27 protein-coding genes are annotated in these 26325 nt (G+C 67.1%); 14 read left to right on the top strand and 13 right to left on the bottom strand.

What is annotated here, in order from left to right; translation table 11 throughout:
* Nucleotides 1-124 precede the first annotated feature (124 nt).
* Nucleotides 125-610 (top strand): hypothetical protein, encoded by a 486-nt coding sequence (locus LTV02_RS13160; RefSeq protein ID WP_233040282.1) that lies wholly within the window; start codon nucleotides 125-127, stop codon nucleotides 608-610.
* 74 nt (nucleotides 611-684) lie between these two features.
* Here the strand turns inward: LTV02_RS13160 and LTV02_RS13155 are convergent, their stop codons facing one another.
* The 3 genes from LTV02_RS13155 to LTV02_RS13145 form a co-directional block, all read right to left on the bottom strand.
* A complete protein-coding gene (locus LTV02_RS13155; RefSeq protein ID WP_233040281.1) occupies nucleotides 685-1410 on the bottom strand; it encodes a hypothetical protein in 726 nt (241 codons plus the stop codon).
* Between the two features lie 99 nt (nucleotides 1411-1509).
* Entirely contained in the window at nucleotides 1510-1848 is a 339-nt protein-coding gene (locus tag LTV02_RS13150; protein ID WP_233040280.1) for a histone-like nucleoid-structuring protein Lsr2, read from the bottom strand.
* Nucleotides 1849-1955: 107 nt separating this feature from the next.
* Nucleotides 1956-2552: a DUF4352 domain-containing protein gene (locus tag LTV02_RS13145; RefSeq protein ID WP_233040279.1), complete on the bottom strand. Its 597-nt coding sequence runs from the start codon at nucleotides 2550-2552 to the stop codon at nucleotides 1956-1958.
* Between the two features lie 375 nt (nucleotides 2553-2927).
* Between LTV02_RS13145 and LTV02_RS13140 the strand changes: the two genes are divergently transcribed.
* Nucleotides 2928-4067 carry an NERD domain-containing protein gene (locus tag LTV02_RS13140; RefSeq protein ID WP_233040278.1) on the top strand — a complete coding sequence of 380 codons (1140 nt, stop codon included), beginning with the start codon at nucleotides 2928-2930 and terminating at the stop codon, nucleotides 4065-4067.
* A gap of 52 nt (nucleotides 4068-4119) precedes the next feature.
* Here the strand turns inward: LTV02_RS13140 and LTV02_RS13135 are convergent, their stop codons facing one another.
* Nucleotides 4120-4350 (bottom strand): DUF4190 domain-containing protein, encoded by a 231-nt coding sequence (locus tag LTV02_RS13135; protein ID WP_233040277.1) that lies wholly within the window; start codon nucleotides 4348-4350, stop codon nucleotides 4120-4122.
* A 195-nt stretch (nucleotides 4351-4545) separates the two neighbouring features.
* Here LTV02_RS13135 and LTV02_RS13130 point away from each other — a divergent pair, with 195 nt between their 5' ends.
* Both LTV02_RS13130 and LTV02_RS13125 read left to right on the top strand, forming a co-directional pair.
* On the top strand, nucleotides 4546-4935 hold the full coding sequence (locus tag LTV02_RS13130) for an STAS domain-containing protein (protein WP_233040276.1): 390 nt from the start codon (nucleotides 4546-4548) through the stop codon (nucleotides 4933-4935).
* A 2-nt stretch (nucleotides 4936-4937) separates the two neighbouring features.
* The gene (locus LTV02_RS13125) at nucleotides 4938-5744 is read left to right on the top strand and encodes an ATP-binding protein (protein ID WP_332909597.1); all 807 of its coding nucleotides are present in this window, start codon (nucleotides 4938-4940) and stop codon (nucleotides 5742-5744) included.
* A gap of 43 nt (nucleotides 5745-5787) precedes the next feature.
* On the opposite strand, the gene LTV02_RS13120 is transcribed toward LTV02_RS13125, so the two are convergent.
* Entirely contained in the window at nucleotides 5788-6465 is a 678-nt protein-coding gene (locus LTV02_RS13120; protein WP_233040274.1) for a PAS and ANTAR domain-containing protein, read from the bottom strand.
* Nucleotides 6466-6701: 236 nt separating this feature from the next.
* On the opposite strand from LTV02_RS13120, the gene LTV02_RS13115 reads away from it, so the two are divergent.
* From LTV02_RS13115 to LTV02_RS13105, 3 genes are all read left to right on the top strand, one after another.
* Nucleotides 6702-7439, top strand: coding sequence for a dienelactone hydrolase family protein (locus LTV02_RS13115; protein ID WP_233040273.1), 738 nt, complete (start codon nucleotides 6702-6704; stop codon nucleotides 7437-7439).
* Nucleotides 7440-8193: 754 nt separating this feature from the next.
* Nucleotides 8194-8748: a hypothetical protein gene (locus LTV02_RS13110; RefSeq protein ID WP_233040272.1), complete on the top strand. Its 555-nt coding sequence runs from the start codon at nucleotides 8194-8196 to the stop codon at nucleotides 8746-8748.
* Between the two features lie 18 nt (nucleotides 8749-8766).
* Complete coding sequence (locus LTV02_RS13105) at nucleotides 8767-9486, top strand: cobalt-precorrin-6A reductase (protein WP_233040271.1); 720 nt, start codon at nucleotides 8767-8769, stop codon at nucleotides 9484-9486.
* 3 nt (nucleotides 9487-9489) lie between these two features.
* On the opposite strand, the gene LTV02_RS13100 is transcribed toward LTV02_RS13105, so the two are convergent.
* The 4 genes from LTV02_RS13100 to LTV02_RS13085 form a co-directional block, all read right to left on the bottom strand.
* Nucleotides 9490-10035 carry a PadR family transcriptional regulator gene (locus tag LTV02_RS13100; protein WP_233040270.1) on the bottom strand — a complete coding sequence of 182 codons (546 nt, stop codon included), beginning with the start codon at nucleotides 10033-10035 and terminating at the stop codon, nucleotides 9490-9492.
* A 48-nt stretch (nucleotides 10036-10083) separates the two neighbouring features.
* Nucleotides 10084-11616 carry a precorrin-2 C(20)-methyltransferase gene (locus LTV02_RS13095; protein WP_233040269.1) on the bottom strand — a complete coding sequence of 511 codons (1533 nt, stop codon included), beginning with the start codon at nucleotides 11614-11616 and terminating at the stop codon, nucleotides 10084-10086.
* Nucleotides 11613-12248, bottom strand: a complete 636-nt coding sequence (locus LTV02_RS13090; protein ID WP_233040268.1) for a precorrin-8X methylmutase — start codon at nucleotides 12246-12248, stop codon at nucleotides 11613-11615. Before LTV02_RS13090 ends, LTV02_RS13095 begins: the two co-directional genes overlap by 4 nt.
* Nucleotides 12249-12346: 98 nt before the next feature.
* On the bottom strand, nucleotides 12347-12784 hold the full coding sequence (locus LTV02_RS13085; protein WP_067709352.1) for an Lrp/AsnC family transcriptional regulator: 438 nt from the start codon (nucleotides 12782-12784) through the stop codon (nucleotides 12347-12349).
* 138 nt (nucleotides 12785-12922) lie between these two features.
* On the opposite strand from LTV02_RS13085, the gene ddaH reads away from it, so the two are divergent.
* Entirely contained in the window at nucleotides 12923-13807 is an 885-nt protein-coding gene (gene ddaH, locus LTV02_RS13080) for a dimethylargininase (protein ID WP_233040267.1), read from the top strand.
* Here the strand turns inward: ddaH and LTV02_RS13075 are convergent.
* Complete coding sequence (locus LTV02_RS13075; protein WP_233040266.1) at nucleotides 13776-14327, bottom strand: hypothetical protein; 552 nt, start codon at nucleotides 14325-14327, stop codon at nucleotides 13776-13778. The two genes, ddaH and LTV02_RS13075, sit on opposite strands and share 32 nt — an antisense overlap.
* A 171-nt stretch (nucleotides 14328-14498) precedes the next feature.
* Between LTV02_RS13075 and LTV02_RS13070 the strand changes: the two genes are divergently transcribed.
* On the top strand, nucleotides 14499-15839 hold the full coding sequence (locus LTV02_RS13070) for a DUF1214 domain-containing protein (protein WP_233040265.1): 1341 nt from the start codon (nucleotides 14499-14501) through the stop codon (nucleotides 15837-15839).
* Between the two features lie 26 nt (nucleotides 15840-15865).
* Here LTV02_RS13070 and cobG read toward each other — a convergent pair whose 3' ends face one another.
* Nucleotides 15866-17182, bottom strand: coding sequence for a precorrin-3B synthase (gene cobG, locus LTV02_RS13065; protein WP_233040264.1), 1317 nt, complete (start codon nucleotides 17180-17182; stop codon nucleotides 15866-15868).
* Nucleotides 17183-17245: 63 nt separating this feature from the next.
* Complete coding sequence (locus LTV02_RS13060; RefSeq protein WP_233040263.1) at nucleotides 17246-17500, bottom strand: hypothetical protein; 255 nt, start codon at nucleotides 17498-17500, stop codon at nucleotides 17246-17248.
* Nucleotides 17501-17774: 274 nt separating this feature from the next.
* Between LTV02_RS13060 and cobN the strand changes: the two genes are divergently transcribed.
* The 3 genes from cobN to LTV02_RS13045 all read left to right on the top strand — a co-directional run bounded on the left by cobN (nucleotide 17775) and on the right by LTV02_RS13045 (nucleotide 22767).
* Nucleotides 17775-21383 carry a cobaltochelatase subunit CobN gene (gene cobN / locus LTV02_RS13055; RefSeq protein ID WP_233040262.1) on the top strand — a complete coding sequence of 1203 codons (3609 nt, stop codon included), beginning with the start codon at nucleotides 17775-17777 and terminating at the stop codon, nucleotides 21381-21383.
* A 346-nt stretch (nucleotides 21384-21729) separates the two neighbouring features.
* Nucleotides 21730-22239: a hypothetical protein gene (locus tag LTV02_RS13050; RefSeq protein ID WP_233040261.1), complete on the top strand. Its 510-nt coding sequence runs from the start codon at nucleotides 21730-21732 to the stop codon at nucleotides 22237-22239.
* Nucleotides 22240-22377: 138 nt separating this feature from the next.
* On the top strand, nucleotides 22378-22767 hold the full coding sequence (locus tag LTV02_RS13045) for a PPOX class F420-dependent oxidoreductase (protein WP_233040260.1): 390 nt from the start codon (nucleotides 22378-22380) through the stop codon (nucleotides 22765-22767).
* Between the two features lie 3 nt (nucleotides 22768-22770).
* Here the strand turns inward: LTV02_RS13045 and LTV02_RS13040 are convergent, their stop codons facing one another.
* The gene (locus LTV02_RS13040; protein WP_233040259.1) at nucleotides 22771-23151 is read right to left on the bottom strand and encodes a PPOX class F420-dependent oxidoreductase; all 381 of its coding nucleotides are present in this window, start codon (nucleotides 23149-23151) and stop codon (nucleotides 22771-22773) included.
* A 101-nt stretch (nucleotides 23152-23252) separates the two neighbouring features.
* Here LTV02_RS13040 and LTV02_RS13035 point away from each other — a divergent pair, with 101 nt between their 5' ends.
* Together LTV02_RS13035 and LTV02_RS13030 are read left to right on the top strand one after the other, a co-directional pair.
* Nucleotides 23253-23969 carry a VOC family protein gene (locus LTV02_RS13035; RefSeq protein ID WP_233040258.1) on the top strand — a complete coding sequence of 239 codons (717 nt, stop codon included), beginning with the start codon at nucleotides 23253-23255 and terminating at the stop codon, nucleotides 23967-23969.
* Between the two features lie 732 nt (nucleotides 23970-24701).
* The gene (locus LTV02_RS13030) at nucleotides 24702-26138 is read left to right on the top strand and encodes an ATP-binding protein (RefSeq protein WP_233040257.1); all 1437 of its coding nucleotides are present in this window, start codon (nucleotides 24702-24704) and stop codon (nucleotides 26136-26138) included.
* Nucleotides 26139-26325: the final 187 nt, after the last annotated feature.

Raw genomic sequence — 26325 nt, 5'->3', positions numbered from 1 at the left:
GACAGGTCATATTGAACCTGTACACGTTCAAGATCATTCGCCGTCCTTGCCGGATCCCGCTGCGCTACTGTGTCTTCCGGTAGGTACTCGAACCGCTCGGGGGTTTTGCGTGAGGTTGTCCGGCTTGCTCGCTTCGGCCGCGATAGCGAGCGTCATCGGTGTGATCGCCGCGCCGACAGCGGCGGGATACCCCAACCTCTACGACGGTGTACCGATCGGTGGCTGCGCCTCGAGGGACGTGGCGAGCAACACCGGCGGCCCCGCCGACTGCAACTCCACGGCGGCGAAATATCGCTTGATCGAGCAGTATCAGCTGACCGCCGACACCCAGGACCAGCGCTGCGGCCCGCAAGCGACACTGAGCTACCACCATCGCACCGACGACGGTTACCGTCTCGCCCTGTACTGCTTCACCTACAACATGACACCGGGCAGCTGCTGGAACCTCAGCGAGGACAGCAATCCCGAGCGCGTCGAGTGCGGCGCGCACCTCCCAGGAGCTGAACGCATCACCGAGGTGATTGATGGCGTCGCTGATGCAAACCGCTGCGGCACAACAGCTATCGTTTATCCCCGGCTCGACTTCACTATCTGCGTCGTGCCCGACTGACCCCATAGCGTTCTCGTGAGATTGGTATCCCAACTCCTCGGGAATGCCGTGTTGTACTGCGCCGGCGGTGGTGGTCAGGCGACGGCTCGGCTGAGCCAATGGTCGTCGCGATCATCCAGTGGGGCCTCGATGATCACGGAAACCCTTTCTAACACCGTACTTTCGACCTTTACTGCGACGTGTCCGGGCTCAGGAGCGCCGACAACCTCAAGAACGCGGGCCTCTACCTCGTCTGGGATCTGCCGTATTTCACGGTGGATGAGGACATCGCCGTCCATGCGAGTGCTCGTCAGTTCCCACACCCTGGGTGCGTCGATGGGCTGGAGCATGGGGTCGCATAGACGACACAGGAACTCGCCCTGGAAGACTCCGTGCCGGACACATTGCTCCACATGATGCGGTTTCGGTGCGCGAGTCCAATCTCCGAAATCGGAGCCGGTCATCTCGCGGGCATCGAACGCGCCTACCATCTGCGCGAATGCCTCGAGACGGTCATCGATCGCCGGAATGTAGTGCAGTCTGTCCCATCCGGTGCGCTGTCGTGCGCGATCGAGGATGGCGAGGAAGAATTCCTGCTCTCGCCGATGGTCCGAGGTCCACGGGAGTTCGGCGAGATCGAATCCGCTGACGCCACGGGCGTATCGCGCCATATCGCAGAAGTGCAGCACCAGGTTCTGCTGCCACGGAGTGCGCGCGACGCCGGAACCGGCCAGCGCCATCACGTCGCAGAACACGTCTGTGCCGCCGTTGGCCAAGTAGACCTTCAGGCCGACCGACTGCGCGCTGAAAATATTGCCCACCACCGCGACCCTAGCGATTCGCTCGACTTCGAGGTTCCGTGCTGGTCGCTGTACCGACCGATCCGGTCGGGATCGGCCCCAAAGGCCGAGCAGGCTCGGTCAGTGTCCCGCGGCGTGATAAGCCGCGAGGATCTCGGCGGAGATGCGGCCGCGCGCCGAGACCTGCAGGCCCTGCTCGCGAGCCCACTGCCGTGCCGCCGCGCTTTCCTGCCGGCTGGTGGCCGTGCGCTGTTTGGGCGCGGCTGGCCGGCGTTTGCCGCCGGAGATCTTGCGGGCGTGGGTGATCCAGTCGCCGAACACCGCGCGCAGCTGTTCGGCGTGCTCAGTCGACAGGTCGATCTCGTAGCCGACTCCATCGATCGAGAAGGTCACCGTCTCGTCGGCGGTCGAGGTGCCGTCGAAATCGTCGACGAGTGTGACCACAATGCGCTTCGCCAAGGCCGTCCTCCAGCTCGTTCCTACTGCGAGCCAGATGGTAGCCCCGTCCCGATCCGACCTCGGAGCGGGGCCGGTGGGAACCGGATTCACCCATGCTGTCGCAGAGGCTATCGCAGCGCTACTTTCGCGCCACCGGAGAACATGGAGTCGTGAAACCGCATGTGAACCGGGACAAGGCCTTTCGGCACGTCGAATACGACGAAGGTGGTGAACTGCTGGCCAGGATTGAGTTCTTCGCTGGCTGAGCCGCTCTCGAGAGCGATACCGGCCTCGAAACTGGATTCGAAGCGCCGGTCCTGGTCATCGAAGAGTAGCTGGTTCGCGGCGAAGTACGTTTGCGCTCGTTTGCCGATGTTGCTGACCGAGATGTGGACGATGATGAACTCGCCCTTGGCCTTCGCGTCCCAAAGTCCGTTGCCTACTTGGGTTTCGCCCTGCTCGATGCCCAGGACAGTGAACTCGAACTGTCCATCCCGAACCGCCGAACCTGCCGGCGCAGGTGCACCTTTCGGCTTGGTCGACGTTGGCGCGGGTGCGGGTGCTGCGGTTTGACCGTCGGGCGGCTGGGCAGGCGCGGGCGCGCTGCTGACTACGGCCTGAGTGGTTGTCTTGCCGCTCTTGGCTTTCGAGTCGCCGCCCGCAGACAACGCGAGGACACCGCACCCTCCGAAGCAGAAGACGAGCATCCCGACCAGCACCCACACCCAGACCGGCGTCGAGGGCTGCTTCGGTCGCGGATAAGCAGGTAGCTGCTGGGGGAACTGATACTGCTGGCGCGGCGGAGGCGGCTGCTGCGGCCGATAGTGTTCGTACGGCCCATTCGGTGGCGGGTAGTTCACTGTTCCCCTGAGCTAGGTTCCAGCCTGCGTGTTTGCCTCGAGGTTGCAAACGGTTGTGGGAGCCTAACGCGCCACCGTGGTTCCCGTAACTGACAATCCGTGCCTGCTGATCATGTTCGGGCGCAACGGCATTCGAAGACCGCTCAGTCTCCATCACGGTGATCGGCCGTAACAAGCGGCGGATATCTTGATGCGCTGTAGCTGGTTTCGGCATGGATCGTGCGAGGAAGGTGAACCCCGATGCTGGTCCTCAACGGGGATCGACGTGGCATTACCGAGGCGGAGAAGGCGGTGCTCGAGCGGCTGCGCGGGTGGAACGGCGCCTTTCTGATCGGTGGGGTCGCGCTATCGGGGGCCTTTGTTTCCGAGCGTGGGGACGATGGAGAGGTGGGGGAGTCCGATCTGCTGGTCATCACCCCGAAGCTGTGTGTGGTGATCGAGGTCGAGGCCATTCGCCGGCCGGTCGACGGCACGCTGTCGTGTCCGGAGGATGAGGCCTGGTCGATGCCGGGCATCGACGGGGACCCGGTTGCCTTGCGCGGCAACGACATCAATCCGGTCGAGCAGGCGCGGGAGGGGGTGTTTCTCGCCAAGGCATTGGCCGGCGAGGTCGGTAATGACGATGCGTTCGTGCTCGGGTTGGTGCTGGTGGTGCCGCAGCCCAAGCACAAGCTGGCCCTCGATCGAGGGCGATGGTCGGCCACCGCCGACGTCCGTGTCGGCATGCTCAAGGATCTGCGGCGCTGGTTCCAGCGGTACGGTGAGGATCGCGCGATCTGCTGGACCGCCGAACAGGTCCATTCGCTGCTCTCGATTCTGAACTTCGCGCATCAGGTCACCGTGGACGATCTCGTCGAGCAGGGATTTCCCGACGAGCTCACACCGCATTCGACCATTCCGCTGCCCGCGGCCGCCGTGCCCGCGACCGATCGCATACCCGTACCCGATGTGGCACCGACCTTGACCTGGCGCGGTGACCCGTTCTCCTGGCTGGACAACCCGACGTCCCCACCGCCGGAACGCGACCACGCCGATGTCGCGCCCAGTCCGGACCCGCTGCCCGTCCAATCCCGGCCGCTTGCGCCCGAGCCAAGGACTTTCCGCTCCGAACTCGAATCCAGACCGCTGCCGTCCCGGGTCGTCCGCACGCCGGATCCCTCGCAGCGGCGGTTCAACTCCGCGGTGGCCGGAGCAATAGCGCTGTGCGTCACGGTAATCGGCGCGCTACTGGTGTATGTGAACCTGCACCTCGGCGCCACGCCGAAGGATTCCGGAGCCGGGACCCCGGTCAACGCACCTGCGGGTACCCCGGCATCGTCCGCCGAACGACCGCACCCGACCTCGCTGCCCGGATGCTTTCCCTTCCAAGCCGATTGCTGAAGGCCGCGTAGCGCACCGCTGGGGAGCCGAATGGGCGGGCCCGGCTGTCGCGCTACTGGGCGAGGACCGTGAGGGCGGCGATCCAAGCGAGGCTGGCGAGCATGCCGGTGATGGCCATCCCTCGGCCCTTCTCCCCGGTCTGTTTGACGTGGAGCAGGGCAACCGGTCCCAGCAGCAGGGGTATGCAGCAGAAGCCGAAAAAGCCGGTCAGCAAGGTGGCGGCGGCCAGCAGACTCGTCTTCCGTGGGGTGGTGGCCGGTGCGTGGTGCTGGTGTGTGGTCATCGGTCGGGACCTTCCTGTGGGCGAATCCGGGTGCGGGGAAACGCTTTCGGATCTCGTGAGGTGGACTACCCGCGAATCGGATCCCTATCGTGGCCCCTCGGGTTCGTCGGCGTCGCGCGGGCATGTCTGGCGGGATTGACATCGGTTATGGCAATTCCGTCACCTGCGAAAGGCAGCGCTCCTAGGGTGTTCGGCATGTTTCCCAACGGGTTTGGCGGCGCTGACCCCATGGGGTCGGTGCCCGGATTGCGCTGTGTGATTCACGCCGTGCCGGGTGGGGTGCGGGTAACGGTGGCCGGGGAGGTGGACCTGCTCACCCAGCCACGGCTCGCTGCCATGCTGACCGCGGCCGGGAACCAGGTCAGGACCGGACAGGAGCTGGTCATCGACTTGGCGGAGGTCTCGCTGCTGGGAGCGGCCGGGCTGGCGGTGCTGGCCGAGCTCGCCGATGTGTGCGCCGAGCGTCGGATCCGGCTGCGGCTGCGGTCCGCGGGGCCGCTGTTGGTGCGGGTGCTCGAGGTGGCGGCGCTGGACGGCTACCTCGATCTCGGTACGAGTCCGCCGGTGGCGGGGACCGCCGGGTGAGGATGGACGACATCGGTTGGGAGACGACCACCGACAACACGCTCGATACGGTGATGGTCGTGCGCCCGCACGGCCTGCTGACCTTGGCCGGGTATCGCGAGTTCACCGACACGCTGGTCAAATTCGCGCTCGACGAGCCGTCGGCGCTGGTGGTGCTGCTCGACGAGCTGGGTTTCGGTACCGATGCCTTGTTCACCGCGTTCAGCAACGCGTGGATGCGTATCCAGAACTGGCCGGCGGTGCCGCTGCTACTGGTCGCGCCGGCAGCGAACCTCCGGATGCGCCTGAGGGCCAGCGCGGTGTCGCGGTTCGTGCCCGTACATCCGTCGGTCGCCGCGGCGACGGCGGCCTCCCGGACCACGCCGCCGCGGCGGCGCGCAGCCCTGGAGCTGACGGCCGGTGCCGATTGCGCCCAGCGGGCAAGGCTTTTCGTGACCGACACCTGTGCGGGCTGGGCGCTGGCGGTGCAGGTCGGCGAGCCCGCACGGCTGGTGGTCACCGAACTGGTGGACAACGCGGTCCTGCACACCGCCACCGAGCGGATCGGGCTGCGCTTGGAATGGCGGCCGGAGAAACTGGCCGTGGCCGTCAGCGACACCGACTCGCACCTTCCCCTGGCCCACGTCCCCCGCGCCGACGGCCCGCAGCGGGGCTACGGCCTGCACCTCGTGGCCGCAGCCACACGCGCATGGGGCAGCACGCCTCGGCCCGGCGGCGGGAAAGTCGTGTGGGCCTGCTTGGAGGCGCCTGCCATCTCGCCGATCCCGAGTAAGCGCAGTGCACCTGCCTGGCCCAGGGCTCATGACTAGCGGAGCATGGCCGATGCCGGGCGCGGACAGGTGCGCTGTCCGATCAGGTGTTTCGATGGTGTGCGCGCTCGTGAGCTGTCAGTAGCAGATGGTCGAAGGCCGCGACAGTGGCCGCCGGAGGCGGCGAGAGCTGTCCGAGATCGAGCAAGATCTGCTCGGCCAGGTCGCGCAGTTTGGTATTGGTTTCCTGCGACCGCCACACCAGCACCCGGAACGCCTGATTGGCGTTGATGCCGTAGATGCGCATCAGCACCCCTTTGGCCTGCTCGATGTACGCACGGGCATGCACCATTTCCGGCATCCGCTCATTGAGCACATCGCGTTCCGCGTCAGCGCGTTCGTCGGACAGATCGATATAGAAGCCGGTGGTGCCGACCGGCCGCCCCTCGGAATTGAAAATGCGGTCGGCCACGACCATGACGTTGTGCTCCCCGCCCGCGGTGTCGAGGAACCGGTGATGGCTCGAGAACGGCTCGCCCTGATCGATCGAACGGGTGATGGCCTCGGCGATATCGTGATGGTCATCCGGATGCTTGTGCTTGATCAGCAATTCGGTGGTCGGCTCGATCTCGCCCGGGTCGTAGCCGTGCAGCCGGTAGAGCTCCGGCGACCACTCCCAGCGGTCGGTGGTGAACCAGAACCGGAAGCTACCCACCATCGGCCGCACCGCGGCGATGTGCTCCCACTCGGGTGTGTAACCCAATCCCGACGGATCGCTCACATCCGAAATTATGCCCCCGATCAGCCTCGCCACCATCGAAGTTCGCGGTCTCGGCACCGCGACGAAAACTCGATGGCGCACCCTGCGCGGGACTGCTACATTTCCGGGGCCGTGCCAGTGAACGAGGAGGTGGTATCCGTGAACGCAGTATCGACATGGGTGCTCCCCTCCGGGGTCACGGTCGGGCGATAGGTCGTCCGGGAGCGCCGTTCAGACAGCTCCCGAAAGGCACGACCGTGCAATTCATTACCGACAAGCGTCTCGACGACGACCTCCGCGAACGCGAATTCCAGCTCGGCGAAATCCCCGGCATTCTGTGGACCTCCGCCTCCATGACCGCCCCGGCACCGCTGATCCTGGTCAGCCCGCCGCCCCTCGGCTTGCGCAAGGCCTACCCCCGGCTTCTCGACCGCGCCCGTCACACCGTGGCAGCCGGTTTCGCCACCGCCACCATCGAGCTGCCCTGGAGCGGCGACCGTCCCCGCTCCGCCGCCGCCGATCAAGCCCTGGCCGACCTGAGGCAGGCCCTGGCGGCCGGCGGACCGGTCGATGAGGAGATCATCGACCGGCTCATCCTCCCGCTGGTCGACCAGGCGGTCCCCGAATGGCAGACCACCCTCGACGCCCTCCTCGCCCAACCCGAAATCGGCGGGCCGGTCGGCTATTCCGGCGGGGTCATCTCCATCGCCACCCGGCTGGCGGCGATCGATCCGCGCATCACCGCCGCAGTCCTGTTCGCCGGAAGTTTCGTCCCCTTGACCATCGTCGAACAGGCCCGTCAGGTCACCATCCCGCTGCACGTCCTGCTGCAATGGGACGACGAAGGAAACGACCGGCAGCGATCCCTGGACCTGTTCGACGCCTTCGGCTCCAAGGAGAAAACCCTGCACGCCAACATGGGCGGACACACCGGCGTCCCGCACTACGCCGGTGCGGAAGCGAACCGGTTCTTCACCCGCCACCTGACGAGGTAAGCCCGGACCGCCGGACCCGCGGTGACCGCAGCACCGGAGTAGTTCGCCGCAGCCATTGCAGGACCTTGAGTCGTAGTCGGGGGAGACCGTCACCGGCGGAATCCCCCGATCCGGGTCGGGATGGCCGCGGCGTGGTGCATCCGAGACCTGCGATGTACGGCATCAGCCGCTGTGCCTTGCGAAGCGATGCAGTTGCAGGCCGAGATGAAATACCTGCTGCACGAGTTGATCGAGGTCCGCAATGAACGCTTCGACCTCTGCGGCAGGGGTGGGGTCGGCTAGATGGGAAGGTCCGGTCATCGGTGATCAGTCCCTGGCAGCGTGAGGGCGGCGCGCATTCCATGACGATCGGGCAGAGAAATCGACGCGGCTGCGGCAGATGACCGGGGTTCGCCCGAAGAGATGACCGGATCACCGTACTGTGGGACCGGCAGCGGGAAAGCATCGGCTCGCGATGGCATCTACGCTGCGGGAGTTACCGCCACCTCCACTTTCAAACGCATCCTGTACACGTCTCGAATCGAGATGGTCTGCGCCGCAAGAAGATACTGTCAACGACAACTGTCACCGATGTCGTGAGGGTCGATTCGGGCGGGGTGCGCAATTGTGACATGCGGGTGGGACGAGCGGTGCCTTTCCTCGAAATCCGGTGCACGTGCGAAGCATTCATAGTGAAACATCGAATATTCAAAGGTAGGGTGCGGTGGGTGACCCGATTAGTAAGGGGTTGCGTACCAATCGCATTGGGAGATTCATGATCTACAAGAAGTTCGTGGCCACCGCCTTCCTGGCGGTTGCCGCCACCACCGTCGCCGCGGGGACCTCGACCGCCGCGCCCGCCGCTGTCGAGCAGGCGCAGTCGGCGCAGGGGCAGGCGCAGGGTGTCGATTACACGCTGAAGTCCTCGGAGTCGGGGAAGGAATTGCTCGCCGAGGTGACCGGTGGGGCGTTCAGCGTGGATGCCGAGGGTAAGGTTGTCACGCTGAAGAACGGTGCGGGCGCTGTTGTCGCGGAGTTCCCGCTCGCGGGGCCTTCCGGGGTGCAGGCGGTGTCCGCGCGGATCGAGAACGACGGGCAGCAGCTGGCGTTGAGCCCGGCGGTCGCGCCGAGCGAGGCGAAGGATATTTCGGCGGGCTCGGATTGGTTCTGGCGGGAGCTGCAGCGGTCGGCCGTCGGCGGCATCGTCGGCGCGATCCTGGGTGCGTTCCTGTTCGGCATCGGTGCGTTCCCGGGCGCGCTGATCGGACTGCTGGTGGTCGGTGGACAGCCGCTGGTCGACTCCGGGTCGGCCGCGCTTCGAGGTGAGTGAAGACTGAAGACACTGATATTGGGCGGGACCCGGGAAGCCCGGGAACTGGCCGACATCGTCTCCGGCGAGCGAGGATTCGAGATCGTCTCCTCGCTCGCCGGTCGTGTTCGCGAACCCGTGCTGCCGGTGGGGGAGGTACGGGTCGGGGGGTTCGGGGGAGTGGACGGGCTACGGGAATGGCTGTCCGGCAACGGGGTCGAGGCTGTGGTCGATGCGACGCACCCCTTCGCCGGCGGGATCACCGCCAATGCGGCGGCAGCGGCGGGATCGCTCGGATTGCCCGTGCTGCATCTGCGCCGTCCGGCGTGGCGGCAACAAGACGGTGACCACTGGGTGCGGGTGCCGGACCTGGCCGGGGCAGCCAAAGCGTTGACCGGGATGGGCGATCGGGTATTCCTGACCATCGGCCGCCAGGGTGTGGCGGCCTTCGCGGAGTCGGACGCCTGGTTCCTGATCCGCGCCATCGATCCACCCGACGGCACGCTGCCCGCACGCCACGAAATCCTGCTCGCGCGCGGACCGTTCACCCTCGCCGACGAAACCGCCCTGCTCACCGACCGCCGCATCGACGTGATGGTCACCAAGGACAGCGGGGGAGCGCTGACCGAAGCGAAGCTGGAAGCCGCCCGGGCCCTCGCCCTCCCCGTCGTCGTGATCGATCGCCCCGCCCTGCCGGTGGGCGCGCTCAGCGTGGAAACCGTTGCCGCAGCCTGGGATTGGCTGCGCGGCCTGCGCTGAATCTCAGGACAACCGGCTCTTGCGATCCAATAGTTCGGGCAGCCGGTCGAACCAGTCGAGCACCGCGCGCTCGTAGCGGATCCCGAAATCCAAGGTCGCCCGTTCGAACGGCGAGAGCTGCTGCTCGTCATGACCGGACAGATACCCGGCCAGACGCTGTTCGTGAATCACCCGATTGGCGGCGATGATCCGATCCAGCCGGGACCGCTCCACGAACTCCCCGAACGACAGCGTCAGCAGCAACGGCACCCGGATCGTCTCCGCACCGGGATCGCGGGCGATCCACTCGGCGAACGCATCGCGGCCGGCTTCGGTGATCCGATAGGGCGTGCGGTCGCGCGCCCCGGACTCGCCCTTCTCGACCAATCCGATCTGATGCATGGCCGCCAGCTCGCGATACACCTGACTCTGGGTGATGGTCCAGAAGTCGCCGATGCGGGCCTGGGCCACCGCGACCAGGTCCCACCCCGACATCTCGCCCTGATGCAGGAACCCCAATAGCGAAGCGGCCGTCGAGTTGAGCGAGCGTCGGGCTTTGTCTTCTGCCACCGCGTCTCCTTACTCGGGTCGAGCCGCTTCACGTTCCACTATGGGATATTAGCTGCCGTAACGCCGGGAGGTGAACACCCGGGGCCCACCGGCGGCCTCGAACACGGTCGTGGTGGACGCGCCGACGATCAGCAGGGTGCGCATGTCCACCTCCTCCGGATTCAATTCGGCCAGGGTGACCACGCGGACGGATTCCGCCGGCCCGCCCACATCGCGGCCGATCACGACCGGGGTCTCCGGCTTGCGGTGCTCGAGGACCAGATCGCGCATGGCGGCCACCTGCCAGCGGCGCTGGGTGGAGGCGGGGTTGTAGACGGCGAACGCCATATCGGCCGCGGCGACCGCGGAAATGCGCTGGGCGACGGTCTCCCACGGCTTCAAACGATCCGAGAGCGAGATCATGGCGAAGTCGTGGCCCAGGGGTGCGCCCATGCGGCTGGCGACGGCGCTCGCGGCGGTCACGCCGGGCAGGACGCGCACCGGCACCTCGCGCCACTGCGGGTCCGCGGACTCCTCGATCACGGCGGCCGCCATGGCGAAGACGCCGGGATCGCCCGAGGACACCACGGCGACCTTCGCGCCCTGCTTGGCGAGGTCCAAAGCCATTGCGGCGCGCTCGGATTCGACCTTGTTGTCGCTGGCGTGACGGCGCTGGCCGGCGCGTTCGGGGACGCGGTTGACGTAGGTGGTGTAGCCGACGATGTCGGTGGCTTCCGACAGTGCTCGTGCGACCTCGGGGGTGGTCCAGCCCGACGCGCCGGGGCCCATGCCGACGACGACCACTTCACCGATCGCATTCGATTGCTCGGCAGCGGTTTCCGTGACGGCGCCGACGGCGTTGTCGCTCAGTGGAATCCGCGTCGCGGGCGTCGGCCCGGGCACCACGGTGATGGCGAAGTACGGCACGCTCGCCTCGTCCACATCGGCGGCCCGCAGCACCCGCTGGCGAGCGGAACTGGCCCGCTCGACGTAATACGCGTCATCCAGGCGACCGGAATCGGCCAGCGCCTGACGCACATTCGGATACGTGCGGCCCAGCTTCATGATCGCGGCGGCATCGGCATCACGCAGGCGGCGGGTGAGCTCCTCGGTGGACATGGTCCCCGGCAGCACCGACAGCACCTGATCACCCTCCACCAGCGGCGTACCCAACGCCGCCGAGGCCGCACTGACCGAGGTGACGCCGGGAATGATCTCGGTGTCGAACCGGTCGGCCAACCGGCGGTGCATGTGCATGAAGCTGCTGTAGAACAACGGATCACCGGCCGCGAGCAGCGCGACCGACCGGCCCGCCGCCAGGTGCCCGGCCAGTCGTTCGGCGGCCTGCTCGTAGAACTCGTCGATCGCGCCCTGATACCCGCCGGGATGATCGGTGGTCTCGGTGGTGACCGGGTAGACCAGATGCTCCTCGAGTTGCCCTGCGCGCATGTACGGCGCGGCGATGGCGCGCGAGATGCTGCGCCCGTGCCTGGCGCTGTGGAAGGCGATCACATCGGCCGCGCCGATGATCCGCGCCGCCTTCACCGTCACCAGTTCCGGATCGCCGGGTCCGAGCCCGACACCCCAGAGCTTGCCGCTCATTCTTGTTCACTCGCAATCGCATTGAGGGCCGCGGCGGTGATGGCGCTGCCGCCGCGCCGTCCCCGCACGGTCAGGAATTCGACGCCGCCGTACTCGGCGAGCGCCTGCTTGGATTCGGCCGCCCCGATGAATCCCACCGGAATGCCCAGCACCGCAGCGGGTTTCGGGGCGCCGGCGTCGAGCATGTCCAGCAGATGGAACAGCGCGGTCGGCGCATTGCCGATGGCCACCACCGCACCGTCCAGGCGATCGCGCCAAAGCTCCAGCGCGGCAGCGGATCTGGTATTGCCGAGCGTTTCGGCCAGCTCGGGCAGGCGTGGGTCGCCGAGCATGCACAGCACATCGTTATCGGCGGGCAACCGCTTGCGCGTCACCCCGGAGGCCACCATGTTCGCATCGCACAGAATGGGCGCACCGGCCCGCAGCGCGGCGCGCGCCGCGGCCACCACATCGGCGCTGAACTCCACGTCCGCGGCCAGATCGACCTGTCCGCACGCGTGGATCATGCGCACCACCACCTGCGACACATCCGCCGGAAATCGCGCCAGGTCGGCCTCTTCCCGAATGGTCGCGAACGAGCGCCGATAGATCTCGGCCCCGTCTTTGATGTAGCTGGTACGCACGTCGGACATGCCGTCCACCCTAGATTTCGCCGCCGGACGGCCGTGGAGCGGGTCACATCCGCAACCCCGCCAGCTACCCGGAGCCGGACGCGGGGCCGATATCCGATTCAGGGGCGCGGGCGTTCCAGCAGCCGTGACATGACGATGCTGCTGCGGGTGCGGCCCACCCGCGCGTTCTCGCGAATGCGCTCCACGGTGGATTCGATCTCGGCCATATCGGTGGCCATGACGTGCACCAGCGCGTCCGCCTCCCCGGCGATGGTCCACACCCCGACCACCTGCGGAATGGGTTCCAGGCCGCGGCGCAGTTCGGCCGGAGAGATGTTGTCGCGGTAGAAGACCTCGACGTACGCCTCGGTGCGCCAGCCCAGCGCGGCCGGATTCACCACCGCGGTGAAGCCGGTGATCTGGCCGCCCGCGACCAGCTTGTCCACGCGGCGTTTCACCGCCGGCGCCGACAGGCCGATCACCGCGCCGATCTCCTGGAAGGAGGCGCGCGCGTTCTTCAGCAGCGCGCCGAGAATCTTGCGGTCGAGTTCATCCATGCCACACCCCTGTCGTCCGGGCGCAATGAATCTCCGCGATGTGCCGAGATCACGCAACGAATCGGTGTTCCGAACGCAACGCTACGCCGATTACCTTCGTGGCAACCGCGCTACGCGCCCAACTCCAGAGGAGCCTCGTTGACCATCGCAGCCACGCTCCACACCCCCGAACCCGCCGGCACCCGCCGCCCGACCGCGCGGCGCTATCTCATGTGCCGGCCCGAGCATTTCGAAGTCACCTACGCGATCAATCCGTGGATGGACACCGCCACCCCGGTCGACCGGGACCTGGCCCTGGCGCAATGGGACGGCCTGCGCGCCGCGTTCGAAGCCCACGGCCACCAGGTCGAGACCATCGAGGGCGTGCCCGGGCTGCCGGACATGGTCTTCGCCGCCAATGGCGGACTGGTGATCGGCGACCGCGCCCTCTCGGCCCGCTTCGCCAATCCCGAACGCGCCGCCGAAGGCCCGGCCTACCACCGCTGGCTGGCCGGGCGGAACTTCACCCGCGTCGCCCCCGCCGCCGAAACCAACGAGGGCGAGGGCGATTTCGCCATCGCCGGAGACCGCATCCTGGCCGGCACCGGCTTCCGCACCTCCCCGGCCGCGCACCGCGAAGTCGAGGAATTCTTCGAATTGCCGGTCGTCTCACTGGAATTGGTGGACCCGCGCTTCTACCACCTCGACACCGCCCTCATGGTCCTGGGCGACACGGTGGCCTACTACCCGGCCGCCTTCAGCCCCGAGAGCGCCCGGCTGCTCGCCGACCTCTACCCGGATGCCGTCATCGCCACCGAGGACGACGCGAATGTGCTGGGCCTCAACGGTGTCTGCGACGGCTACCACGTCTTCCTCACCGACCGCGCCACCACGCTCACCGCCGAGCTGCGCGCCCGCGGCTATCTGCCGATCGGCATCGACCTGTCCGAACTGCTCAAGTCCGGTGGCAGCGTCAAATGCTGCACCATGGAACTGCACGCGGTCCGCCCGGTCAGAACGGTAGCCGCGCCTTCCATGCACTGACCGCCGGATCGTAGAGCGGGTGCACGAGCACGAGGAACCGGAACAACATGAGCGCCCCGCTGATGAGCAGAACCGCTAGGGGTATCTCGCCGATCAGCGCGGTGCCCACCGACACCCACATGTCCCGCGAATCCGCCGTCATGATGTCGAACCAGGCATCGACCAGCAGCAACAGTCCCGTCCCGCACGCGGGCAACGGCAAGATGGCCCACCGCCGCCAGCCCACATAGGCGGTGGTGGCCATCATCAACACCAGCAGAATGTCGAACCCGACCCACGTGATCGACCAGTTCCTGGCGTGATACTCCATCGGCAGCGTCATGGCCAGGAACACGATCCACGGAATCAACGCGATCGACCCGCCGACCATGAGCGTCAACCGAATTCGCCGATTCCACGTCACCAGCCCCGGCCGCGGCAGCACCCGCTCGGGCGGCAGCCGCAACCGCGCGATCAACGCCCGCCGCTCCTCGTCGGACATCCCGGCGATCTCCTCGTCACTGAGCCTCGAAACAGCCATCCGACCCTCCCGGATCCGCGTGTCTATCCACTGTGCCAGCGCCGATCCGCATTCGCCGCACCACGCCCGCTTTCACCCGCACGGGGTGATGCGTCCCGGGGCGACGGGCAGCGAGACTGGCTGGGCCGCACCCGATCCGCGGCGGTTTCCGAACTTTCCAGGAGGCGGAGGATGGCCGGGTTCGCAGAGCGGGATCTCGCTGATCGTGCCGTGTATCGGCGGGCGGTGGAGGCGGCCGTATGGGGTATGGCCGCGGTGAACTTCGAGGTCATGCGTTCGGTGATGGCGCCGGACAGCAAGGCCGAATTCCTGTACTGGTCGAAACTGCTGGATTGGCGCAATCAGACCCTCACCCCGAATCCGGATCTGATCTATTACATGGCCTTCCTGGACGTCGGCCGCGACGGCCCGCTGGTGCTCGATATTCCGGCGGGCACCGAGGAACACGTCCTCAATGGCAGCCTCTGCAATATCTGGCAGGTGCCGCTCGAGGACGTCGGCAAATTCGGTGCCGACCGGGGCCGTGGCGCGCGCTATCTGATCCTGCCGCCCGATTACGACGGACCCGTGCCGGACGGGTTCCTCGTGCTGCGCTCGGATACGAACCAGGTGTACGCGCTGCTGCGTTCGGTCCTGCCCGAGAACACCCAGCAGGCGCTGGACGCCGGATTGGAATACTGCCGCGGCATTCGCATCTACCCGCTGGCCGCGGCGCACACCGCGCCGGAGACGCCGCGCCGGGATCTGCACGGTGAACTGATCGACACTCGCATCCCGTACGACCTGGAATTCTGGCAGGCCCTCGACCGCGTGGTGCAGGCCGAACCGTGGCTGCCGCGCGACCGTGCTTTCGCCGAAATGCTGGCCGCCGTCGGCATCCGGCGCGGTACGCCGTTCGACCCCGACCGGGCGCGGGTTGCTCTCCTGGAAGACGCTGTGCGCGAGGCACATGCGTGGATCCGTGAGGTCTACCGCACCGAGCCCGCCTTCTACGAGGACACGCACTGGTTCTTCCCCGCCGGCCGCGATTTCATCGAGGGACAGAGCAACAATTTCACCAACGGCGCGGTCTACCCCTACACCGACCGCGCGGTGATCTACCACATGGCGTTCATCGGTCTCAAACGTCTCGGTGCCGGCCAGTTCTATCTGGTGAGCCTGCGCGATCGCGACGGCGACATCCTGCGCTCCGACCGCACCTATCGCCTGCGGGTGCCCGCCGACGTCCCCGTCTCGCAGTACTGGTCGGTCACCATGTACGACGGTGAGGACCACACCTTCATCCGGGGCAACACCACCTACTCCGTCTCGTCCCAGCGGCCCGGTCTCGTGGTCAACGACGACGGTTCCGTCGATGTGTATTTCGGTCCCCGTGCGTTGCCGGGCCTGGAGGCCAACTGCATCGAAACCGGCGAGGGCGACACCTTCGAGTTGATGTTCCGCTTCTACGGTGTAGGCCCCGAAGTCATGGACAAACGGTGGCGGCTCGAGGACGCCGCGCCGATGGCCTGAACTTCTCGGTGGACATGCTCCTGGTGTCAGCCCGCGGGAGTGATTCGGTAACCGTCCGGGGTGGCGACGATGTCGGTGACCTCGCCCCGGGGGCGGCCGCAGCGGCGGTCACAGCCCGACCAGTGCTGACGGCCCGCTGCCACGACCTCGTCGGCGTCGAGTCCGTCCGCGTCGGATTGCCTTGGTGCATCCGGATTCTCGTGCACGACGCGGCCGGACTCGACCGCTGCGGTCACGTCGGCGCGCACGTCGGTGTGGGATTTGGCGCAGCCCGGTTGCCCGGCGCAGGCGGAGACCTCGAGCCAGGGGGAGTTCGCGTCGAAGATCAAACCCATGGGGGCCAGGACGCGCACGACCTGTTCGGCGGCCCATTCGTCGAGATCGGTGATGACCAGGCTGCGCCACGGAGTGACGTACACCGGGCGCTCGATCGCGGCGATGAACTCGGCGGTGCGGGCGGGCAGCGAGCCCAGGCGCACGCCCGCGCCGAGGGTGACCCGGCCGTCGGCCTGAGTCAGCCAGCCGATCGGAATATCCTGGTGTGCACTCGGATTCACGAGATCGCCGATGGAGGACGGATCTGCCGCGTGCGGTGCGGCGGGCTCTTCGTCGTTCGGGGCCGAAGGCGCCTGGCTGGAGGTTTCGGGTGCGGTCCCATCCGCCGGGGCAGTGCTGTCGGAGCCGAGATCGGTACCGGCCGTGCGCAAGTGAGATGTGATGCGGGCGCGCCCGTCGGGGACCTCGTGTACGCGCCAGTGCCCGTCGCGCAATTCCAGGAAGGCGTGCGCGGCGCGGAGCATGAGGTCGACGGCCTCGTGGGGCGGGACGCGCAGGCCGGTGTCGTCGCCGGCGAGCAGGAGGGCGTAGGTGTTCTCGTCGAGGGCGTGGATGCCGATATCGCCGCCGAGCCCGCTGACGTCGCCACGGCCGTCGTCGAGGGTGAACAGGACCCGGCCGGGGAGCAGCGCCAGGTTTGGGTCGGCTTGCAGGCGGCGATCCAGGTCCGGGACCAGCGTGTGCACATCGGTCCAGCCGCCGACTCGTCCGGAGAGCGGGGAGGCGATGATGTTCCGCACACGCTCGTGGGTGGCGCTGGGCAGCAGACCGGCGGCGGTGAGCCGGGCTTCCAGCGCGGCGGCGTCGTGGACCTGACGCAGCTGGATGTTGCCGCGGGAGGTGAGTTCGATATTGCCGTCGCCCAGATCGCGGGCGGCTTCGGCGAGCGCCTGCAGTTGCCCGGGCGTGAGGTGTCCGCCGGGGACGCGGATGCGGGCCAGGGGGCCGTCGGCGGCCTGGTGCAGGCGGAGCACGCCGGGGCAGGAATCGGGATCGGTGCGCGTCATGACGGAAACAAGCCTACGGCGGGCGCCGGTGCGTATGCGCCGACACCCGCCGCGGGGTGGGGATCAGGCGGATTGATGCGGTTCGATGGCCGGCGCCGCACCCCGGCGAGTTGCGAAGGCCGGGGACTGTTCCCAGCTGTCCATCAGGAGACTGGGCACATTGTGGCGTTGCACGTGATCGCGATGCACGGTGGTGCTGATGATGGTGATCGCGAAGAGGATCGTTGCCGCGCAGATGATGCCGGCGAGCATGGCGTACTGCGCGTGACCGGAGCCGGCGGCCGTCAAGGCCATTGCCAGCGTTGCGAAGGCAACCAAGGCGCAAAAGTATCCTGACCAGGCGGCAAAACGGTTCCGCCGGACCCATCCTGGAGTTTTCGGCATACCGGCAGCGTACGCCCGGACCGATCGGTCTCCTAGACCCGCGCGCTGCACCTTTGCAGCACCGTGACCCGGGCGCGATACCATCCCCTGGCTCGTCGGACCAGAAGAAACCGGTGCAATTCCGGTGCGGTCGCGCCACTGTGACAGTCAGACCTTCCCGGCGGGCGCCGTACCGTGCTGGGCGCGCAACCCCAAGGAAGGCCGAACTGTGATTCTGCTGCTGTCCACCTCCGACACCGATCTGCTGAGCGCGCGCGCCGGCGGGGCCGACTACCGGCTCGCCAATCCCGCGCGCCTGCTGCCCGCGGATCTGCCGGGCCTGCTCGAGGGCGCCGACCTGGTGATCGTGCGCATTCTCGGCGGCCGCCGGGCCTGGGAGGAGGGCCTGGACACGGTGCGCGCCAGCGGCATTCCAATGGTCGCCCTGGGCGGTGAGATCGCCCCCGACGCCGAGCTCATGGAGATCTCCACGGTCCCGGGCGGCGTCGCGGCGGACGCGCACAACTACCTGGCGGCCGGCGGCCCGGAGAACCTGCGGCAACTGCACAACTTCCTGTCCGACACCGTGCTGCTCACCGGCCACGGTTTCGAACCCCCGGTGGACATGCCGAGCTGGGGTGAGCTGGAACGCGATTCACGCGAGCTGCCCGAGGGCGCACCGACCGTCGCGGTCGTCTACTACCGCGCCCAGCATCTGGCGGGCAACACCGGCTACATCGATGCGCTGTGCACCGCCATCGAAGACCAGGGCGCGCGGGCGGTCCCGCTGTATTGCGCCTCGCTGCGCACCGCGGAACCGGCCCTGCTGCACCGGCTCCGGCAGGCCGACGCACTGGTGGTGACCGTGCTGGCGGCCGGCGGCACCAAGCCCGCGACCGCCTCGGCCGGCGGTGACGACGAAGCCTGGGATGTGGGCGCGCTCGCCGACCTGGACGTGCCGATCCTGCAAGGGCTCTGCCTCACCAGCGGGCGCGCGCAGTGGGAAGCCAATGACGACGGCCTCTCGCCCCTGGATGTCGCCACGCAGGTGGCGGTGCCGGAGTTCGACGGCCGCATCATCACGGTCCCGTTCTCGTTCAAGGAATTCGACGCCGACGGCCTGTCGACCTATGTGCCGGATCCCGAGCGCGCCGCGCGGGTCGCCGGTATCGCGGTGCGGTACGCGCGGCTGCGCCACATTCCGGCGGGGGAGAAGCGGGTCGCCATCGTGCTGTCGGCCTACCCGACCAAGCACGCGCGCATCGGCAATGCGGTCGGCCTGGACACCCCGGCCTCGGCGATCAAGCTGCTGAACGAATTGCGTTCGGCCGGTTACGATCTCGGCGAAGCGGGCGAGATCCCGGGCCTGGAGCAGCAGGACGGCGACGCGCTGATCCACGCGCTCATCGCCGCCGGCGGCCAGGACCCGGACTGGCTGAGCGCCGAACAGCTGGAAGGCAACCCGATCCGCATCTCCGCGGACCTGTACGCCGAATGGTTCGCCACCCTGCCCGAGGACCTGCGCGAGGCCGTCATCGAAGCGTGGGGCCCGCCGCCGGGCGAGTTGTATGTGGACCGCTCGCAGGACCCCAAGGGCGAAATCGTCATCGCCGCACTGCGATTCGGCAATGTGGTGCTGATCGTGCAGCCCCCGCGCGGCTTCGGTGAGAACCCGGTCGCTATCTACCACGACCCGGATCTGCCGCCCTCGCACCACTATCTGGCCGCCTACCGCTGGATCGCCGCGCGCGAGGGTTTCGCCGCCGACGCCATGGTGCACCTGGGCAAGCACGGCAATCTGGAATGGCTGCCCGGCAAGACCCTCGGCATGTCCGCCTCGTGCGGCACCGATGCCGCGCTCGGCGATCTGCCGCTGATCTACCCGTTCCTGGTCAACGATCCGGGCGAGGGCACCCAGGCCAAGCGCCGCGCCCACGCCACCCTGGTCGATCACCTGATCCCGCCGATGGCGCGCGCGGAAACCTACGGCGACATCTCCCGCCTCGAGCAGCTCCTGGACGAGCACTCCAATATCTCCACCCTGGACCCGGCCAAGCTGCCCGCCATCCGCCAGCAGATCTGGACGCTCATGCGCGCGGCCAAGATGGACCACGACCTCGGGCTGGCCGAACGCCCCGAAGAGGACGTGTTCGACGACATGCTGCTGCACGTCGACGGCTGGCTGTGCGAGATCAAGGACGTGCAGATCCGCGACGGCCTGCACGTGCTCGGCCAGGCCCCGGAGGGGGAGGCCGAGGTCGATCTGGTGCTGGCCATGCTGCGCGCCCGCCAGCTGTGGGGCGGCGAGGTCAACGTGCCCGGCCTGCGAGAAGCCTTGGGGCTCAGCGAAAGCGGCGACGAATCGCGCGAACGGGTCGATACCTTCGAGGCGCGTGCTCGCGAGCTGGTGTCGGCGTTGCAGCAGAACGACTGGGACGTGCAGGCCATCGATCCGCTGACCGAGGACCTGGTCGGCACCGACGAGCCGCTGCGGCTCGAGAACGTGCGCAAGGTGCTCGGCTTCGCCGCCACCGAGGTGGTGCCGCGCCTGCGCCAGACCGGCGTCGAGGTCGCGCGGATCCTGCACGCGCTCAACGGCGGCTTCATTCCGGCCGGGCCGAGCGGCTCGCCCCTGCGCGGGCTCATCAACGTGCTGCCCACCGGCCGCAACTTCTACTCCGTCGATCCCAAGGCCGTGCCGTCGCGGCTGGCCTGGGAAACCGGGCAGGCCATGGCTGATTCGCTGCTCGAGCGCTACCACGCCGATCACGGCGAATACCCGCGCTCGGTGGGTCTTTCGGTGTGGGGGACCTCGGCCATGCGCACCTCCGGCGACGATATCGCCGAGGTGTTCGCGCTGCTGGGCGTGCGCCCGGTGTGGGACGAGGCCAGCCGCCGCGTCACCAAGCTGGAAGCCATCTCCCTCGAGGAGTTGGGCCGCCCGCGCATCGACGTGACCGTGCGCATCTCCGGTTTCTTCCGCGATGCCTTCCCGCACGTGCTTGCCCTGCTCGATGACGCGGTGCGGCTGGCGGCCGGGCTGGACGAGCCCGCGGAATCGAATTACGTTCGCGCGCACAGCCAGTCGGATCTGGCCGAGCACGGCGACGAACGCCGCGCCACCACCCGCATCTTCGGCTCCAAGCCCGGCACCTATGGCGCGGGCCTGCTGCAGCTCATCGATTCCAAGAGCTGGCGCACCGACGAGGACCTGGCGCAGGTGTACACCACCTGGGGCGGCTACGCCTACGGCCGCGACCTCGACGGCGCGCCCGCGGCCGACGACATGCGGACCGCGTACAAGCGAATCGCGGTGGCGGCCAAGAACACCGACACCCGCGAACACGATATCGCCGACTCCGACGACTATTTCCAGTACCACGGCGGCATGGTCGCCGCGGTGCGCGCGCTCACCGGCAAGAACCCGGAAGCCTATATCGGCGACAGCACCCGGCCCGACGCCGTGCGCACCCGCACCCTGTCGGAGGAAACCGCCCGCGTGTTCCGGGCGCGCGTGGTCAATCCGCGCTGGCTCGAAGCCATGCGCCGGCACGGCTACAAGGGCGCGTTCGAAATGGCCGCCACCGTCGACTATCTCTTCGGCTACGACGCCACCACCAATGTGGTCGCCGACTGGATGTACGAGAAACTGGCCGACAGTTACGTTTTCGACGAGGTGAACCGCAAGTTCATGGAGCAGTCGAATCCGTGGGCGCTGCACGGTATCGCCGAACGGTTGCTGGAGGCGGCGGAGCGGAAACTCTGGGAGCAGCCCGAAGCCGCCACCCTGGAGCGACTGCGCCAGGTCTACCTGGAAACCGAAGGCGAACTGGAGTAGGCGAATTCCGCATTTCGGTGCGGAATAACGACACGCGATGGGCGGCGTGTCGGGCGGCGCGCAGGACAAGGGCGGACAACCCCGGCACCTGATCTTCCCCGGGTGTGACATTAAGCGGATCATAAGAATGGTTCCGGTGTCACCCGGGGAGGCGCTGGGCAACCCAATCATCTTATTGGGCCGAAAAATTGGAAGTGTATTCCCGATTCGCCGCGTCCTCGTGTTCGCGCAATCGAGTCAACCCATTCGGTGTTCCCGTGCGGAAACGCCTACTCGAGCATGGGGTGAATCGGCTCTTCGATTGCAGGTAACCATAATGCGAATTGCCAAATTAGCCGCTACAGCAATGCTTTCCATCGCCGCGCTCTGCGTGGCCACCGCCACCGCACACGGTGAACCCGCCGTCGCCGGACCGGGCATCAGCGGAGTCGACCGCGGAGTCGGATATCAGATCGCGCTGGCCCAGGACCGTTCCGCCCTCACCACCACTCTCACCGCGGGACATTTCGAATTCTCCGACGGCGCCGTGAACATCCTCGGCACCGGCGGTGAGGTGCTCGCCGCGCTGCCGCTGACCTATCAGGCCGCCGAACGCACGGTCAGCGTGGTGCCCGAAATCGACTCCAGCGGAACCGTATTGACGGTACGACCGGAGAACGCCGCCGATATCGCCGCGCCCACCACCCAGGTGGCCGCGCTGGCGAACGTCGCCAGCGCCGGAACCATCGTCGCCGGCGCCATCCTCGGCTGCCTGGTAGGTGTGTTGATCGGGATCTGGTTCTTCCTGATCGGCGCGATCGTCGGCTGCGGTGTGGGTGGTCTGATCGGGGCCATCATCGCGGGGGACAACCCATGAGCTGACGCCGCGAGCGAACACCGGACCGGGTCCCCGGCGGTCCGGTGCTTTCGCGCGCCGGGCTACGTCCGCAGGCGTAGCGGGATGGCCGTCCGCGGGCGGATGCGCCCGCACCGCCGGATTCCTACCGTGGAGGACATGACTTGGCATGATGTGGCACAGGGCAAATACGCGCTGATCACCACCTACCGCAAGGACGGCACCCCGGTCGGCACGCCGGTCTGGGTGGCTCCCGACGGGGACCGGATCGTGGTCTGGACCAACCCGGGCACCTGGAAGGTCAAGCGCATCCGGCGCAATCCGGCCGTCACGCTACAGGTTTGCGACAACCGCGGACGGGTGCGCGGCACCGAGATCGTCACCGGCACCGCGCAGGTGCTCGACGCCGCCGGCACCGAACACGTGCGGGAGGTGGTGAGCCGCAAATACGGCTGGATCGGCAGCCTGGCGATCAAGGGCCACAAGCTCTTTCGCGGCCCCGATCGCTCCGTCGGCCTGGCCATCACCCCCGATGCGGCCGCCGGTTAGCCGCTACGCGGGGGTGACCTCGATACCGATGGTCCCGCTCTTGCCGCGCCGGATGAGGCTGCCGCCGATGGCGAGAATGCCCATGATGCCGTAGCGCTTGCGGATCAGCGCCCGGGCGCGGTCGCTGCCGGCGGCATCGAGCACCACCGCGGTGCCCTTCACGATCTCCCCGTGCGTCTTGCCCCGCACATCGCACGGCTGCAAGGTGACCTGCGGATTGCGCCGGATCCGCTTCACCTTCCAGCTGTCGGTGACGGTCCAGATGTACATCTTCCCGCCGTCGAGCGCGGCCCACAGCGGGGTGCCGACGGGCGTGCCGTCCTTCTTGAAGGTGACCAGATTGACGTAGTTGGCGGTGCCCACGGCCCCGAACGGGTTCTCCACGCACGCAGCCTAACCGGGCCCGCGAAAATTTCTATGTGCGTGGGACCGATGTCTCTCCGTAGTTTGGATCGCGGCGAAGCAAAACCGCGAGGAGGCACCCGATGGCGAACATCTCGACCCCCATGCTCTGGGGCGGCGACCTGCCCGAAACCCTGGATTTCTACCGCACACTCGGCTACACCGTCACCTACGAACAGACCCGCCCCTACACCTACGGCGCCGTGGCACGCGACGGCTTCCAACTGCACTTCGGACCCACCCCCAAAGGCATCGACGCCGAGGCCGCGCACATCGGCTGCGTGGTCTTCGTCGACGAGATCGAGCCCTGGCACGTGGAATTCACCGCCGCCCTGCGCGCCCGCTACGGCAAGATCCCCGCCCGCGGCACGCCCCGCATCACCCGCTTCAAACCCGGCCAGAGCCGCTTCACCGTCGTCGATCCCGTCGGCAACACCATCATCTACGTCCAGCACGACGAACCCGACCCCGAATACGGCGGTGCCAAAGCACTCGAGGGCCTGGCCCGCGTCCTGGACAACGCCACCATCTTGCGCGACCAGAAACTCGACGACAAAGCCGCCACCCGCGCCATCGAAGCCGGCATCCGCCGCTTCGGCGACACCGCCCCACCGGTAGTACACGGCCGCGCCCTGGCCATGCTCGCCGAAATCGCCGCCGCCGCCGAAAACCCCACCCGCGTCGCCGAACTCGTCGCCGAGATCGAAAAACTCGACCTCGACACCGCCGACCGCGCCGTGGTCGCCGCCGAACTCCAACTGGTCACCGACCTGCGCGCCTGGCTGACCGCCGAAGACTAGCTCCCGAGCCTGCGGCGACCAGGCACAAGATCGCAGGATTTCTGGGGTCCTCAGCTGTCCTCGAGTGTCCCGAGAAGACGCGAAATCCTCTGGTGCAAAGCGTATTTCAATGGGCGTGTGTCCCTCTCCGTCCCGGCTACTCCCGCAGCGCCTGCGCTCAGAAGTTGGTAATGAGTTGGAAGGTTCGAGTCCCTGTCCTGGGTTGTGCCGGTAGTACCCCACGACGGGAGTCGGCGGGTCGTAGATGCGGCAAGCCGGGGATTTTCGAAGTTGAGCAAATGGTCAGCTACCACAGGGTTCCCTCTGTTGCTGAAGTGGGAAGCGGCGTCTACCAGTGGTTTGTACGGTCGGTCGATGTGCCATCAATGACGCAGAGCGCGATGATTTGATCGGGAAGCACTTCCTCGAGTACGGCCGAGTTATCGAAGCAGGGAAGAAGGTCAAGGGCGCCAGGTCGCAACTTCTCCTGAGGCTGCGTGCCGCGGACCCGGACTACTACACGCCGACTCGGCTGGCCGGGTTGTCCGGCATGTCGCAGCAGAACGTCTTTTACCTGCTGTCGAAGCCGGCTGTGCGGCCCGCTCGATCGTCATCTGCGACCGGCCCCCTGGTTCTCGCGGGGCCGGCAAGGGGAGACCCTGGACTGAGTGGCCTGGGTTACATAGATTGAATCTTACTTAGATTGGATATATGTAAGGTTAGATCGACGTACGAAGTTCGGGGAGGTTGGCGGTGGAGTTCAAAGGGCGCGCGGTCGATCTGGAGCTGCTGGGTATGCAGTTGAATCTGGTGGTCGCCGGCACTGGTGCGACCCGGGGGCGTGCGGTGATCATGACCGGTCGCCGCCGGGTCGGGAAGTCGCGGCTGGTTCAGGAGTTTTGTGACCTATCCGGGCTGCCCTATGTCGTCTTTCAGGCGACGCGAGGGCGGAATCCGGTGTCCGAACGAGACGACTTCATCGCCACTCTCGCGCATTCGCCATTGCGCGGGGCGGAGTTGGTTGCGGGCATCTCGGCGTCGGATTGGAACCAGGCGTTGCGGACCTTGGCCATCGCCCTGCCCGACGATGCTGTCAGCATCGTGGTGATCGACGAAGTGCCGTGGCTGGTCGAACAGGATTCGGAGTTCGAAGGCGCCCTGCAGACGGTGTGGGATCGGCATCTGTCGGCCAAACCCGTGCTGCTGATCCTCGTCGGCAGTGACATCTCGGTGATGGAGGCTCTGCAAACCCATAGCCGGCCCTTCTTCGGACGGGCGACGAAGATGGCCGTGCAGCCGATGCACGTGGCCGATGTGCAGATGATGACGGGGCTGTCCCCGGCCGAGTCGTTCGACGCTCTTCTGATCACCGGTGGATTCCCCGAGATCGTGCAATCCTGGCGGCCGGGGATGACCCGCACCGATTTCCTGCGTGATGCCACGGCGAATCCGCTCTCACCCCTGCTGGTCGCGGGTGAACTGTCGCTGCTGGGTGAGTTTCCGGAGTCTTCGCGCTCGCGAGCGGTCCTCGAAGCGGTCGGTAGTGGCGAACGCACCTTCAGCACCATTGCCGCTGCCGCAGGAGGCACTGGCGCACTGCCCGCGGGGACACTGACCCCGTTGCTGAATACCTTGCAGGACAAGCGAATCGTGGCCGCCGATATCCCGCTGTCGACGAAGCCTGGCAGCAAGAACAAGCGCTACCGCATCGCCGACTCGTATCTTCGCTTCTGGCTCGCCTTCCTGCAGCGAGCGATCCCGCTCGTCGAAAGGGGCAGGGGCGATCTGGCTTTGGAGCGGATCGAGCGCTCGTGGACCACATGGCGCGGTCGCGCGATCGAGCCGGCGGTCCGAGAATCATTGCAGCGCTTACTACCTGATGACCGATGGCCCGATACCGAAGCAGTGGGCGGCTGGTGGAACCGGCAGAACAATCCCGAGATCGACCTGATCGGCGCCGATCGCGAACCCGTGGCAGGCGCGGTTCATTTTGTCGGATCGATCAAATGGCTCGAGGACCATCCGTTCGACCGGCATGACTACGACGCCTTGGCCCGAGCTGTACTCGCCGTTCCCGGAACACAACTCGATACCCCACTCATAGCGGTCTCGAGATCGGGCGTCGAAGGTGACCTGCCGCTCGCCGCGCACTGGGGTCCGGAGGACCTGCTGCACGCATGGCAGCGATGAGACGTACCACCTACGGGACCGCTGAGGCCGCCACCGACTCCGCTCTTGCTGGGAACCATGGCCGCATCCGTTCCTCGTCCTAATCGTGCCCGGCAGCCTCCGTGCCGGCACCGATGCCTCGGTCTGGAGGCTGGCTCTGGTGGACTCAAGTGCGCGCTCATGCCGAATGGAGCGTGTCTTGTTCGTT

This window comes from Nocardia yamanashiensis, from assembly GCF_021183565.1.
In the GTDB taxonomy this organism is placed as follows: domain Bacteria; phylum Actinomycetota; class Actinomycetes; order Mycobacteriales; family Mycobacteriaceae; genus Nocardia; species Nocardia yamanashiensis.
This window is presented reverse-complemented; position numbering and strand designations above follow the sequence as displayed.